Source organism: Burkholderia sp. NFPP32, from assembly GCF_900119325.1.
Taxonomy (GTDB): Bacteria; Pseudomonadota; Gammaproteobacteria; order Burkholderiales; family Burkholderiaceae; genus Burkholderia; species Burkholderia pyrrocinia_C.
Genome location: NZ_FPJP01000025.1, coordinates 24,379 through 38,347, shown reverse-complemented (window position 1 = coordinate 38,347; position 13,969 = coordinate 24,379). Strand labels below are relative to the sequence as shown.

11 protein-coding genes are annotated in these 13,969 nt (G+C 67.8%); 4 read left to right on the top strand and 7 right to left on the bottom strand.

The window, feature by feature from the left end:
• Positions 1–3: 3 nt before the first annotated feature.
• The 3 genes from BT264_RS31025 to BT264_RS31015 form a co-directional block, all read right to left on the bottom strand.
• A complete protein-coding gene (locus BT264_RS31025) occupies positions 4–795 on the bottom strand; it encodes a thiosulfate dehydrogenase (RefSeq protein WP_072443716.1) in 792 nt (263 codons plus the stop codon).
• A 212-nt stretch (positions 796–1,007) separates the two neighbouring features.
• Positions 1,008–2,282, bottom strand: coding sequence for an MFS transporter (locus tag BT264_RS31020; protein WP_072443715.1), 1,275 nt, complete (start codon positions 2,280–2,282; stop codon positions 1,008–1,010).
• 126 nt (positions 2,283–2,408) lie between these two features.
• On the bottom strand, positions 2,409–3,875 hold the full coding sequence (locus tag BT264_RS31015; protein ID WP_072443813.1) for a mannitol dehydrogenase family protein: 1,467 nt from the start codon (positions 3,873–3,875) through the stop codon (positions 2,409–2,411).
• 158 nt (positions 3,876–4,033) lie between these two features.
• Here BT264_RS31015 and BT264_RS31010 point away from each other — a divergent pair, with 158 nt between their 5' ends.
• Genes BT264_RS31010 through BT264_RS31000 form a run of 3 tightly spaced genes read left to right on the top strand, consistent with a single transcriptional unit; the run spans position 4,034 to position 7,053 of the window.
• A complete protein-coding gene (locus tag BT264_RS31010; protein ID WP_072443713.1) occupies positions 4,034–4,762 on the top strand; it encodes a GntR family transcriptional regulator in 729 nt (242 codons plus the stop codon).
• A gap of 21 nt (positions 4,763–4,783) precedes the next feature.
• On the top strand, positions 4,784–5,992 hold the full coding sequence (manD, locus tag BT264_RS31005; RefSeq protein ID WP_072443711.1) for a D-mannonate dehydratase ManD: 1,209 nt from the start codon (positions 4,784–4,786) through the stop codon (positions 5,990–5,992).
• A 29-nt stretch (positions 5,993–6,021) separates the two neighbouring features.
• Positions 6,022–7,053 carry a Zn-dependent oxidoreductase gene (locus BT264_RS31000; RefSeq protein WP_072443811.1) on the top strand — a complete coding sequence of 344 codons (1,032 nt, stop codon included), beginning with the start codon at positions 6,022–6,024 and terminating at the stop codon, positions 7,051–7,053.
• 63 nt (positions 7,054–7,116) lie between these two features.
• Here BT264_RS31000 and BT264_RS30995 read toward each other — a convergent pair whose 3' ends face one another.
• On the bottom strand, positions 7,117–9,318 hold the full coding sequence (locus BT264_RS30995; RefSeq protein WP_072443709.1) for a TonB-dependent siderophore receptor: 2,202 nt from the start codon (positions 9,316–9,318) through the stop codon (positions 7,117–7,119).
• A gap of 412 nt (positions 9,319–9,730) precedes the next feature.
• Between BT264_RS30995 and BT264_RS30990 the strand changes: the two genes are divergently transcribed.
• Positions 9,731–10,177, top strand: coding sequence for a hypothetical protein (locus BT264_RS30990; RefSeq protein ID WP_072443708.1), 447 nt, complete (start codon positions 9,731–9,733; stop codon positions 10,175–10,177).
• Between the two features lie 20 nt (positions 10,178–10,197).
• On the opposite strand, the gene BT264_RS30985 is transcribed toward BT264_RS30990, so the two are convergent.
• From BT264_RS30985 to BT264_RS30975, 3 genes are all read right to left on the bottom strand, one after another.
• On the bottom strand, positions 10,198–11,292 hold the full coding sequence (locus tag BT264_RS30985; protein WP_072443706.1) for a porin: 1,095 nt from the start codon (positions 11,290–11,292) through the stop codon (positions 10,198–10,200).
• A gap of 102 nt (positions 11,293–11,394) precedes the next feature.
• Positions 11,395–12,738 carry an MFS transporter gene (locus BT264_RS30980; RefSeq protein WP_083534270.1) on the bottom strand — a complete coding sequence of 448 codons (1,344 nt, stop codon included), beginning with the start codon at positions 12,736–12,738 and terminating at the stop codon, positions 11,395–11,397.
• 157 nt (positions 12,739–12,895) lie between these two features.
• Positions 12,896–13,957, bottom strand: coding sequence for an aromatic ring-hydroxylating oxygenase subunit alpha (locus BT264_RS30975; protein WP_072443705.1), 1,062 nt, complete (start codon positions 13,955–13,957; stop codon positions 12,896–12,898).
• Positions 13,958–13,969: the final 12 nt, after the last annotated feature.

Genomic DNA, 13,969 nt, shown 5'->3' with positions numbered 1-13,969 from the left:
GCCTCATTTCGCGTACGTGAAACCGGCCTGCTGCAGCTCGGGCAGCGTGCCGACCGCGCCCGGCGTGACGATCGCCGACGGGATCACGTGGTTGGTCAGGTCGGCCGCGAGTGCGTCGAGCGGCAGCTTGTCGGGATTCGCGTTCGCGCCGTCGAGCCGTTCCGCGAGCTCCCAGATCGCGTTGTGGCACGACAGGAACACGACGCCGCGCTGCCGCAGCGCGGCGATGCTGTTGTCGTGCGACGAGAATGCGCCGTCGGGCAACGCGTGATCCTGCGCGCCTTTCGATTGCGCAGGCTTCGCGTCGAGCAGCGTGTTGGTCGGGAATGCGGCGCCGGCCAGTTTCGCGAGGCCGTATTTGTCCCACGCGATCTGGTCGAACAGCGCGAGATGCGCGCTGCCGTGCGTGGCCGACACGACGAGGAAATCCGGATGACCGTACGACCAGATCTGCGCGTTCAGCGAATTGCGCATCAGGTTCAGCCACGGGCCGCCGAGCTCGGTGTTGTCCCACACCTGCTTCGGGCCGCCGCGATAGCCGATCACTTCGGCGAGCGCCGCGTGATCCCACTGGTCGGGACGTTCGAGGATCATCGGCACCGTCTTGAAGTCGCGCCGCCTCGGCACGGCCGCGAGGCGGCGCGTGAGGTCGGCGAGGCGCGCGGCGCCGCCGGGCAGCAGCGCGCCGGTTTCGGGCGCCGCCGCGTGAGCGCGGCGCGTGGCGGCGAGCAGTGCGGAGCCGGCCGCGAGGCCGAGTGTCTTGAGCGCGCCTCGGCGCGCATGCCCGTCGGACATGGCTTGACTCCCAGGATCGTTTTTGTGGGGGCGTGTCGCGTGCCGTGAGGCGGCGCGGTGTCGCCATCGCGTAGCCAGTCTAGAGGCGCACGATCGATACCGGAAATCGCGATATCGGATGGGAGATATTCGGGGGGCTGATGATCGGGCGGGAGGCGGGAGGGCGACGCCGCGGTGCGCGGCGTCGCGTTGTGAATCGTCGCGCGGCAGCGTCAGTGCGCCGTGCGTTCGCGCAAGACTGCAGACGGCCGGCCGTTGCGCACGAATACGCCTGCCAGCACGGCGCCCACCAGCGCAATCGCGCCTGCCAGCACGAACGCCGACGCGAACGAACCGCTGCGTTCGACGATGAAGCCGGTCACGGCCGGCCCGATCACGCCCGACAGGCTGCCCATGCAGTGCAGGAAGCCGCTCACGCCGCCGACGCGCGCCGGGTGCACGACATCCTGCACGATCGCCCAGTAGATCGCGCCGGTGACGTACAGGAAGAACAGCGACACGGACATCAGCGCGACCGCGCCTTGCGTCGACTGCACGGTGCCCGCGATCGCCACGCATGCGCCCGCGCCGAGCAGGCAGGTGACGAGCACGATCCGGCGCGACAGCAGCAGGTTGCCGGTGAGCCGGTAGAGCGCGTCCGAGATCGCGCCGCCGCATGCGAGGCCGACCGTGCCGACGAGCCAGGGCACGACGGTGGCGATGCTCATCTCCTTGATGTTCAGATGATGCGCGCGCACGAGATAGCTCGGGAACCAGCTCAGGAAGAAGAACAGCACGTAGTTGTAGCTGAAGAACGCGACCGCCGTCGCGAGGATGCGCGGCTGGCGCACATAGTGCGACAGCGTACGCGCGGGTGCCGATGCGTCGTCGTCATCCGCGCGGGCGGCGGCAGGCACGTTCGGTGCCTCGTTCACCGGCGTGGCCGGACGGTCCGACGTCGACACCATCCACAGCACGACCCACGCGAGCCCGATCGCGCAGACGATCCAGAATGCCGGCCGCCAGCCGAACTGCGCGGCCAGCAGGCCGACGATCGGCCCGGCGATCGCGCCGCCGAGCGGCGAGCCCGCACTGAGCAGCCCCATCGCGGTCGCGGCGCCGTCGCGCGGCAGCCAGTTGTTGACCATCTTGTTCGCGGCCGAGCACAGCGGGCCTTCGGCCATGCCGAACAGCAGCCGCACGATCAGCAGGCTCACGAAGCCGACGGTCAGCGCGGTCATCCCGCAGAAGATCGACCAGAGGCCGACCGCCAGCACGTACACGAGCTTCGGCCCGAGCCGGTCGGACGCGAGCCCGCCGATGAAATTGAACAGCGCGTAGCCGACGAAGAACGTGCTGAATACGATACCCATCTGCGTGGCGTTGATGCCGAGATCGGTCTGCACGATCGGCGCGACGATCGACAGCGCGACGCGGTCGAGATAGTTGATGCCATACACGATGAACAGCAGGAATACCGTGAACCATGCCTGCGACTTCTGCTTCATGTCTGTCTCCTTCGTGCCGGTGGGCCGGCCGTCATGTCTTTTCCATCGTTCGCCGCGTCGACACGGACATCGACGGGCAGGGGCGTCACGCGGTTCGCGGCGGCGGCCAACCGGCCGTGCGGGCGTTCAGCGCACGTGCAGCGGCGCGAGCAGCGCATCGGCGCCGTGCGCACGCAGCGTCGACAGATGCGCGCCGACGCGCGCGACCAGCGCGTCGGGCCACGCGGCCGGGCCGGCGAGCGCGGCACTGGCGAGCGCCGCGCGCACCGCGCCGTTCGCGTCGTTGGCCGCGCCGAGCGTCTCGGCGAGCGCGGCCGCGCCCGGGTCGCTGATCGTCAACGGTCGGCCGCAAGCGTCGTGCGCGGTGGTCAGGTAGTACAGCCATAGCGCAAGCGCACGCTCAAGATACGGGCGCTCGACGCCCGCCGCAGCGCTTTCGGCGAGCGCGGGCAGCCAGCGCAGCGGCACCTTCTGCGTGCCGTCCATCGCGATCTGTTCGGTGCGGTGCGCGAGCGTCGGATTACGGAAGCGCTGCACGAGCGTCGCGCAATAGTCGTGCGCGTCGAAGCCGGACGGCACGTCGACGCTCGCGAGCAGGTCGTGCGTCATCACGCCGTCGACGAATGTCGCGATCGCCGGATCGGCCATTGCGTCCGACACCGTCGCGCGGCCGCGCAACTGCCCTGCATACGCGATCGCCGAATGCGAGCCGTTCAGCAGCCGCAGCTTCATCGTTTCGTATGGCCGCACGTCCGCGACGAGGCGCGCGCCGGCGTCTTCCCAGCGCGGGCGCGGGCCGGCGAAGCGATCCTCGATCACCCATTGCGAGAACGGTTCGCAGACGATCGCGGCCGCGTCGCGCGCGCCGAGATGCGCTTGCGCCCAGTCGAGCGATTCGGGCGTCGCGGCCGGCACGATCCGGTCGACCATGCTGTTCGGGAATGCGACGTCGTCGCGGATGCGCCGCGCGAGCGCGCCGTCGTCGACGCACGCCGCGTAGTCGAGCAGCAGCGCGCGCAGCGTGTCGCCGTTCGACGTCATGTTGTCGCAGCAGACGACGGTGAGCGGCGCGCCGGCCGGCCGCTGCCGGAGGCCGGCGGCGATTACGCCGAGCGCGGTGCGCGGCGTGTCGGGCGCGGCGAGGTCTGCGCGGATCGCGGGATCGTCGTCATCGAGGCCGCCGCCGGGTCGGCGGCAATAGCCCTTCTCGGTCACGGTCAGGCTGACGATCGACACGCGCGGATCGGCGATCAGCGCGAGCAGCGCGGGCAGCGATTCCGGTGCGAACAGCGCGCCGTGCACGGCGCCGACGATCCGGGTGCGCACGCCGCCGCCGTCGCGTTCGGTCACCGTGTACAGGTGGTCCTGCGCGGCGAGCAGGTCGACGGTATGGCGCCGCCGCAACTCGACGCCGACGATCCCCCAGCGGAGATCGCCCTGTTCGAGCACCGTTTCCGTATGGAGCGCCTGATGCGCGCGATGGAACGCGCCGAGGCCGAGGTGGACGATGCCCGTGCGGACCGCGCGCCGGTCATAGCGGGGGCGGCGCGTGCCGGGCGGCGCGGTGCGCAGGAAGTCGGGTGCGGGTGGCATGTCGATCGGCAACGGGTTGTACCATGGTAGATGTCGGGATGAGTGAAGGTTATTGCGGGTTTTTACCGGATGTTATTGGTGTAAACGCCAGTTAGATCAATTTCCTTGGGTTGTGTACCATGGTAGTTATCGAAATCGAGTCAGATGCATCGGCAAACATGAGCGAAACGGCAGCATTTGAGGAAGACGTCGTCGTCACGGCGTTGCAGGGGTTCTCGCTGGACGAGAGCCGGTCTTATACGGAGCAGGTGCACGTGCTGCTGCGCCACGCGATCGTGCGGGGCGCGCTGCCGCCGCACACCGCGCTGTCGGAGGCCGTGATCTCGACGACGATCAAGGTCAGCCGCACGCCCGTGCGCGAGGCATTCGCGCAACTGGCCGACGAGCGGCTCGTGCAGATCCACCGGAAGGTCGGCACGTTCGTCGCGCCGATTCCGGTATCGATCCTCGAGGAAGGGCGGTTCGCGCGCAGCACGCTCGAATGCGCGAACCACGTCGAGCTCGCGCAGAAAATCACGGCGGAACAACTCGCGGAGCTGTCGCGGATCATCGACGCGCAGCGCGCTGCGGTGGCCGCGCACGATGTCGAGGCGTTCTTCGAACTGGACGAAGCGATGCACGGCCGGATGTTCGCGTTCGCGGGCCGGCCGCACGTGTGGGAAATGCTGCAGCCGATGAAGCGCCAGTTCGACCGCGTGCGCTGGCTGCTGCTCGATCGCGTCGAGGATCATGCACGCCGCGCGCTGCAGGAGCACGAGCAGATCCTCGCGCATATCGCGTCGCGCAACATGGCGCTGCTCGGCGCATCGGTCGCGACGCACGTCGACCGGATCGGCTCGCATCTGCCGGACGTGCGCAGCCGCGCACCTCATTACTTTGTCGACTGAATCGCCCGCTGGAGGAGCGCAGTGAAAATCGAACGCTTGCAGACCATCGTCACGTGTCCGGGCCGGAACTTCGTGACGGTGAAGATCGTGACCGACGAAGGCGTCTACGGTCTCGGCGACGCGACGCTCAACGGGCGCGAGCTCGCCGTGCGCGCGTACCTGGAAGACCATGTATTTCCCTGCCTCGTCGGCCGCGACCCGCGCAACATCGAGGACATCTGGCAATACCTGTATCGCGGCGCGTACTGGCGGCGCGGGCCCGTGACGATGACGGCGATTGCCGCGATCGACATGGCGTTGTGGGACATCTTGGGCAAGCTCGCGGGCATGCCGGTTTACCAGCTGCTCGGCGGCAAGAGCCGCGACGGCCTGATGGTGTACGGCCACGCGAATGGGCGCGACCACGAGGAAGCGGTCGACGCGGTGCGCGCGCATATCGAGGCAGGCTTCCGTGCGATCCGCGTGCAGTCGGGCGTGCCGGGGCTCGACAAGGTGTACGGCGTCGGCAAGACCGCGGGCGCGTACGAACCCGCCGAAAAGGGCCTGCCGCCTGAAGAGCCGTGGGATACCGCGCTTTATCTGCGCCATACGCCGGACCTGTTTCGCAAGGTGCGCGACGCGGTCGGCGATGCGCCGCACCTGCTGCACGACGCGCATCACCGGCTCACGCCGATCGAGGCCGCGCGGCTCGGCCGCGATCTCGAGCCGCATCGCCTCTTCTGGCTGGAAGACGCGACGCCCGCCGAGAACCAGGACGCATTCCGCCTGATCCGCCAGCACACGACGACGCCGCTCGCGGTCGGCGAAGTGTTCAACTCGATCTGGGATTGCAAGGACCTGATTCGCGATCAGCTGATCGACTACATCCGCGCGACGATCGTGCACGCGGGCGGGATCACGCACGTGCGCCGGATCGCCGACTACGCGGCGATGTACCAGGTGCGCACGGGCTTTCATGGTGCGACCGACCTGTCGCCGGTCTGCATGGCGGCGGCCGTGAACTTCGGGCTGTGGGCGCCGAACTTCGGCATCCAGGAACTGATGCCGCACAGCCCGCTGACCGATGAAGTGTTTCCGCACAGCTACCGTTTCGAGGACGGTTATCTCGTGATGGACGACGTGCCGGGCCTCGGCGTCGACATCGACGAGACGCTGGCCGCGAAGTACCCGTACGAGCGCGCGTACCTGCCGGTCGCGCGGCTGCGCGATGGGTCGATGTGGAACTGGTGAGCGGCGAAGAACCGAAGGAGAGAACCGAAATGTTGAGCGTCGTTGTCGATCGTCCGAACAGCATGGGTGTGCGCGAGGTGCCGCTGCCCGTGCCCGCCGCCGGCGAAGTGCGCGTGAAGGTCCGCTATGCGGGCATCTGCGGGTCTGACCTGCACATCTTTCACGGCAAGAATCCGTTCGTGTCGTATCCGCGCATCATCGGCCACGAATTCGTCGGGACGATCGAGTCGGTCGGCGAGGGCGTCGACGCAGCGCGGCTCGGCGAGACCGTCGCGGTCGATCCCGTGATCAGTTGCGGGCATTGCCATGCGTGCACGATCGGCCGGCGCAATGTCTGCCGGCACCTGACCGTGCTCGGCGTGCATCGCGACGGCGGCTTCAGCCAGTACACCTGCGTGCCGGCCGGCAACGCATACCGGATTCCGGCGGAGATCGCCGACACCTGCGCGGCGATCGTCGAGCCGTTCGCGGTGGCCGCGAACGCGACGTCGCGCACCGGGGTGCTGCCGGGCGATGTCGCGCTGATCTACGGCGCCGGCACCGTCGGGCTGACGATCCTGCAGGTGCTCAAGCGCGTGTACGGCATCCGCGCGTTCATCACCGACCGGCTCGACGCGCGCTTGCAGCTCGCGCGAAAGTGCGGCGCGGCGGAGGACGAGATCATCAACACGAGCGTCGAGTCGTTACCGGACGCGCTGGCGCAGCGCGGCGTCGACGGTGGCCCGACGCTGATCTTCGACGCGGTCTGCCATCCGTCGATTCTCGAGGAGGCGGTGCGGATCGCCGCGCCGGCGGGCCGGATCGGCGTGCTCGGCTTCTCGTCGGAACCGTCGGCGATCGTGCAGGCGGAACTGACGAAGAAGGAACTCACGCTCGCCGCGTCGCGGCTGAATTGCGCAATGTTCCCGCAGGTGATCGACTGGATCGGCCGCGGGCTGATCCAGCCGGAGCATATCGTCACCCACAAGGTGGGTTTCCGCGACGTTGCGCAGGCGTTCGAGATGGCCGAGCAGCGGCCTGCCGAGAGCTGCAAGATCCTGCTCGATTTCGCGGGCGGCTGATACCGGTTCGCGCCGCCGGGCGGCCGGTGCCCGGCGTGCGTGTCGCGCGCGTCGTGTCGTGCGTCAGAACGACACCGTCGTCGTCAGCGTGACGAGCCGCGGCTCGCCGACCGCAACGATCAGGTTGTTGTTGCTCGACGGGTAGTAGGTCTTGTCGAGCAGGTTCTTCACGTTGAGCTGGAAGCGCGTCGGGAACTTGCCGATCGTCGTTTCGTAGGCCGCGAACGCGTCGACGGTCACGTAGCCGGGCAGCGTGAAACTGTTCGCGGTGTCGCCGGAGCGTGCGCCGACAAGGCGCGCGCCGCCGCCGAAGCGCCAGCGGCCGGGCAGGTTCGCGATCGCCGTGTCGTACACCGCGAACAGGCTGCCCGTGTGGCGCGCGACGTTGACGAGCGGCGTATTGCTGTCGCGATCGGTCGCGTTCGTATACGCATAGCTGCCGATCACGCTCAGGTGGCGCGTGATCTGCCCCGCGACGTCGAGTTCGATCCCGCGCGAGCGCGCGGTGCCGATCGTCGACGTGATGTCGCCGTTCGTGACCGCGACGTTGCGCTTGTCGATCTGGTAGACCGCGAGCGTGCCCGTGATCGCGGGCTTCACGCTGAACTTCAGCCCGGCCTCGAGCACGCGGCCGTATTCAGGCGCGAGCGGCGCGGCGACGTTCGTTGCGACGTTCGGCTTGAACGAACGGCTCACGTTCGCATACGCGGTCAGCGCCGGCGTGAGCGCATACGCGAGCCCGAACTGCGGCAGCCAGACATTGCCGCGCGAGCGGTCGGCGAACACGAACGGCCGCCCCATCCCCGATTCCTGCTGCCAGTTTTCCCAGCGCAGCCCGCCGACCGCGGTGAGACGCTCGGTGAGCTTCACCGAGTCCTGCACGACCATCGAATACGCATGCACCACCGAACGCGAATCGCTTTGCTTCGGGTTGGGCATGCCGCCCGGTGCGAGCAGGCCGTACACGGGATCGTAGAGATTGAAGCCCGTCGTTGCCTTGCCGCGGATCGTGTCGCCGCGGAAGCTGCGCTGCCGCTCGTATTCGCCGCCGATGTAGATCGCGTGGTTCATCCCGGCAAGCGTCACGTTGCCGAGCAGGCCGAGCGTCGCGATCTGGTCGGAATCGTTGCGCCCGAGGTTTGCATCGGACGAGCGCGTCATTGCGCCCGTCGTGCTGTTGAACGAGTTGCCGCGGGTAATGTACTGGTCGTAGCGGTCGCGACCCCAGCCGTAGGTCGCGCGCACGCGCCACGCGTCGGAGAAGCGGTGCTCGATGCGCGCACGCAGCGTTTCCTGGATGCCGCTGCTCTGCGACCACGCTTCCTCGTAGCGGCGATAGCGCAGCGCATCGTCGAGCTGGCCGTTCACGAGCACGGTGCCGCGATCGAACGGCGTCGTGTAGTCGACGTACTGGTAGCTGACGTCGACCGACGTGTTCGCGTCGTGCCACGACAGCGCGGGCGCGATCAGCGCGTCGCGCTGGCGGCCGAAGCTGCGCCAGTAGCGGCTCGTGTCGTATTCGCCGGTCAGCCGGAACGCGAGCGTGCCGCCGGCGACCTGGCCCGGCTTGCCGAGCGGGCCCGTGAGATCGAACAGCGCGCTGCTGCCGCCGTGGCTCGTGCGCGACGCGGAGATCGAGCCGCCGAACGTGTCTTCCGGCTTGCGCGTGACGAGGTTGATCACGCCGCCCGGATCCTGCATTCCGTAGAGCAGCGAAGCAGGGCCCTTCAGCACTTCGACGCGGTCGATCGTCGCGAGATAGCTGTGCAGCACCGGCGTGCGCACGCCGTCGACGAGCACGGAGCCGTCGTTGTTCGATCCGAAGCCGCGCTTGGTGAACGCGTCGCGCGTGCCGCCGAGCGTGTTCGTCTGCGTGACGCCGCTGATGTTGCCGAGCACGTCGTCGAGCGAGCGCGCCTGCTGGTCCTGCATCACGCTGCTGCTGACCACCGCGACCGATTGCGGAATCTCCTTGAGCGGGCGGTCGCTGCCGCCCGCGATGCTGCTGGTGCGCGGCTGATAGCCGAGCGTCGGATCGACGGCCGCCGATGCGTTGACGCTGATGGCCGGCAGTTCGTGTTCGGCGGGCGTCGAGGGCGTCGATGCGGGTGTGGAGGCGGATGCGGACGCAACGGGTTTGGCGTTGGCGGGTTCGGCGGCGTCGGCATGCGCGCCGCTTGCGACGCAAAGCGTGATCAGGGCAGGCAGGCTCGTGCGCCACGGACGAAGGGTCCGGGCGCGGCGGGTTGTTCGACGGGATGGCATGAATCGATACGGGACGGCGTGCTAAGGGTCGTGTCGCGGGCCGCAGCACTGCGCCGCAACCGGGATGCGGATGATATATGTAATGAGAATTATTTGCAATTGTAATGACGCGGTCGGCGGCGGGCGGGCCTTGGTTGCCGGGCCGTCGGCCGTCTGTTACCGTAGCGGCCAAAATCAAACGCAGTGAAATTCAATGAGAGCCGGGGGCCGCACCATGTCTTCTTCCTGTCACGTCGCGTTCGGCGCGACGCAACGTACCGCACTCGACCTTGCGGGTGGTGAAGTGATCGCAGCCGTGTTCCGCCATTCGAACGATTAAAACGGAAGCGAATTCATCTGGCGTTATGCCGGGCAGCCGGCACCGCGCCGCTTTCAATCACTTCAACCGCCAAGCCTGACGGGAGACCACCCAATGAAAAAGATTTCCGCGCCGTTCGCGGCGGCCGCGCTTGCGGCGTGCGCGATGCTGGCGGGCGTTCACCGGAACGCCTGCGCCGCACCGGCGGACGAGCCCGCGATCGACGCGCATTACAGTGCCGTGATCGAGGCCTATACGCAGGACATGGCCGCCGCGAAGACGAAATACGACGGCAAGCGCCTCGCGTTCGTCGGCGCCGTGATCCGGATGGGCAGCGATCCGGGCGGCACGTACTTCGGCGCGCTGACGACCGACGGCGGGCAGTTCGACACGCATTTCGATGTGGCCGACCAGGCCGCGCTGAAGCCGAAATTTCCCGGCGGCGAGATCAAGCCGTTCACGGCGTCCGCGAATTTCCGCTTCAGCTGCGTGAACGAAGGCTATATCGACGCGCCGGTGCTGCCGGGGTTGAAGCTCTTGCATTGCCGGCTCGCCGATTGAGGTAGTGCGGGGGGCGGCGTTCAGAACTTCTGCTGGATGCCGGCCATCACGCCGAGCTGATTCATCCCGGTGCCGACCGTCCCGCCGGCGGCGACCGCGTTCGCGGCCAGCGTGCTGTTGAACATGTAGCCCGCCGACGTATAGACGGTCGTCCGCTTCGACAGGAAATAGCTCGCGCGGCCGACGAGCAGCGTGGCGTTCGTGCCGCCTTCGCTGTTTTCGCGACGCTGCAGGTAACGTACGCCCTGCAGGTCGAGTGCGAGGTAGGGCGTCGCGTAGTACGTGCCGCCGGCGAACACGATGTCGGCCTGCAGGTGTTCGGCCGCCGCGAGGTTGCGGCGGATCCACCCGGCGCCCAGTTTCGCGGGACCGAACTTCACGTAGCCGGCGACGATGTCGCGCGTGTCGGTGTACGCCGGATTGTTCAGCGGCGCGAGCGCGCCGCCGCCGCCGCGCATCACGTCGTGCGATGCGGCCAGCCCGAAATTGCTCGCGTCGTAGGCGAGCATCGCCGTGTATTGACGACAGGCGACGATGTCGCCGGGCACCTGTCCGGTGCAGCCCGTCGCCGACGGTCCTGCCGGCCCGGCCGCGTCGCGGCCGAAACTGTAGGTGGCGCCGAGCGTCACGCCGTGGAACGTGCCCTTGTAGCCGATTGCATTGTCGCTGCGCGCGTTCGGCAGATAGGAGTCGAAATCCGCCATCGAATGAATAGACGGACCGATCACGTCGGCATTGGTCAGCACGATCATCGACATGTTCATCTGGCGGCCGAGGGTCAGCGCGCCGAAGGGGCTGTTCACGCCCACGTTCGCCTGCCGCCCGAACAGGCGCCCGCCGTAGTTCAGCGCGCCGGTGCCGGGCTGGAAGCCGTTTTCGAGCACGAAGAAGGCCTGGTAGCCGCCGCCGAGATCCTCCGTGCCTTTCAGGCCCCAGCGTGACGGCACCTCGCCGGTCAGCGTCGGCATCCCGGTGAACGACCCGCCGTGCGCGGCGTTGTTGTAGTAGGACACGCCGGTATCGATGATCCCGTACAGCGTGACGCTGCTTTGTGCGCAGGCCGGTCCGGCCAGCGCCATCGCCGTCGCGAGTGCGGCGCCCAGTTTCGTTTTCATGACTGTCTCCAAACAGTATGTAGATATGCTTATCGATTTTTTTAGTGCCCAGGACATGTCCGGGATACCGACGGGTGTCGGCAAGACTGCGGGCGTCGCGCGTTACGACATCGCCGGATCGCGTTGCCGGTGCGGTGCCGCGGCACGCGCGCCCGCCACGGCGACGGCGATCGCTGCGCCGACCATCGGCACGAGGAACGCGAGATAGAGATGAGGCACGGTCCAGCCGTCGTCCAGCAGCGCACCGACCGTCATCGGCGACAGGATCGCGCCGAGGCGGCCGATGCCGACCGCGAGGCCGATGCCGGTCGTGCGGATTTCGGCGGGATACGGCGTCGGCGACAGCGCATACATGCCGGCCACGCACGCATTGATCACGGCACCGAGGAGCACCGCGACGGTCATCCCGATGCCGAGGGAGCCCGTGTTCGCACCGAACACGACCATCAGTGCGCCGCCCAGCAGCAGCGTCGCGCCCAGCAGGTTGCGCAGGCCGAACCGCGTCGACAGCAGGCTGAAGAGCGAGGCGCCCGCAATGCCGCCGAGATTGAGCAGCACGCCGCCGGTCACGCCCTGCGACGCCGACAGTCCGGTCTGGACCAGCAGCTTCGGCGTCCAGCTCACGACGAAGTAGAAGCTGCCCATCACGAGAAAGAACGCGATCCACAGCGCGATCGTGCGGCGCGTGAGCGGTGCGCGCAGCACGGCCGTCCAGCTCGACGCGGGGTTCGCCGTGTCGATGGACGCAGTCGCAGCCGGCAGCGTGTCGATCGGCGCGTGCTTCATTCTCGCGAGGATGCGGTTGATTTTCTGCAGCGCGTTGTCCGGACGCCTCGCCAGCAGGAAGTCGAGCGATTCCGGCAGCAGCGCGAGCACCATCGGGATCGCCATCAAGGTCAGGATGCCGCCGAACGCGAACACGCTGCGCCATCCCCACACCGACAGCAGATAGCCGGCGATGACTCCGCCGGCGGTGGCGCCGATCGCGTAGCCGGTCGACTGCATGCCGATCGCGGCGCTGCGCCATTTGTTCGATGCATACTCGCCGCTGATGACGGTCAGGCTCGCCAGCATGCCGCCGATGCCGAGCCCCGTATAGGCACGCGCGACCGCGAGTTGCAGCGTGCTGTGCGTGGCCGCGCAGGCGAGCATCCCGGTCGAGATCACGGCGAGGCAGAGCAGGATGATGCGGCGGCGGCCGACCCGGTCGGCCAGCGGCGCGATCAGCACCGAGCCGATGCCCATGCCGGCCAGACCGGCACTCAGCAGCAGGCCGATTTCCTTGCCGCTCAGTTTCCATTCGGCCGCCAGGTGCGGCGCGGCAAACGCGATGGCCAGCACGTCGAACCCGTCGAGCATGTTCAGCACGACGCAGGCTGCGACAGCCGTCGTCTGGAACGCGCTCATCGGCGATTCGTCGAGCGTATTGCGGATATTTGCGCTCACGTCAGAGATCCTTCATAAAAAAATAGTATGACTAATTGAATAGGATGAAATCGAAGCCGGCAGTAGCGAATGGGACGAAAGCGAAGGCGTGGGTTGACGGGCAACCAGGGAACGCCCGCCGCGACCGGCAGGCGTCGCTCGCGCGCCGGCGCGATGGTTACGCGGGTTCGGGTTGCAGCAGCAGCCGCTCGATCACGCGCCGTGCGCGATTGGGCCCCGCGTCGACGTGAATGTCGATCTGGTGGCGGCCCGGAAACCGCATCTGATTCCGGTATTGCGCTTCGATCACGGTCTTGTCCTCATCGAACGTCGCCGCGGATTGCTCGATGACCGTTTGCGCGACGCGTTCGACATCGTGTTGCGGATTGGTCGCGACGGTCCAGAAGTAGTGCGTCGTGGTGTCCGTCTCGGGCGTGATGCCGTGGAAGCCGCGCATGTGAAAGCCGCCGCGCGCCGGATCGAGCAGGTCGCCGGTGCCGGCGTCCATCGCGCCGGTCCAGATCCGGATGTGCGACACGTGGAATTCGATTTCCTGCCAGCGATCGACGCGGCCCGCGAACGGCCAGGCGGCGGTGTAGGTCGGTGGCGGGGCGGAATCCGGCATCCGGCGGACCAGCGTCACCGTGTCGCCGTCGGTGCTGACGCGGGTTTCCGCGCCCATGTGCAGCGGCGCGTTGCCGCCGATCGTTTTCAGATGGACATAGCCGAGGTGGCTCAGGTCCATCAGGTTGTCGTGAATCAGCTGATACGGTGCGTCGTAATGGTAGTTGCCGCCGCCGAACCGGTACTGCGGATCCGTGTGGAACGCGTAGCGCGGCGGCGCGCAGGTCGGCTGGGCGTGCGCGTCGGCACCGATCCAGATCCACACGATGGCGTCCTGTTCCTGCACCGGATACGACGTTACGCACGCTTTCGCCGGAATCCGGTCCTGGCCGGGAATCTCCACGCATGTGCCGCCGCGGTCGAACAGCAGCCCGTGGTAGCCGCAGCGCAGGCCGCGCGCTTCGAGCGAGCCGCACGACAGCGGCAGCGACTTGTGGCAGCAGCGATCCTCCAGCGCGCCGACTTCCCCGGACGGCAACCGGAACAGGACGACCGGGCGGCCGAGCAGGGTGCGGGCGACGGGTTTGTCCGTCAGTTCGGATGACAGCGCGGCGACCCACCATCGGTCGATAGGGAACTTGGCAGTATTGATCGGTGGTCGGGCATCTTGCTCCATTGATCGTCTCCG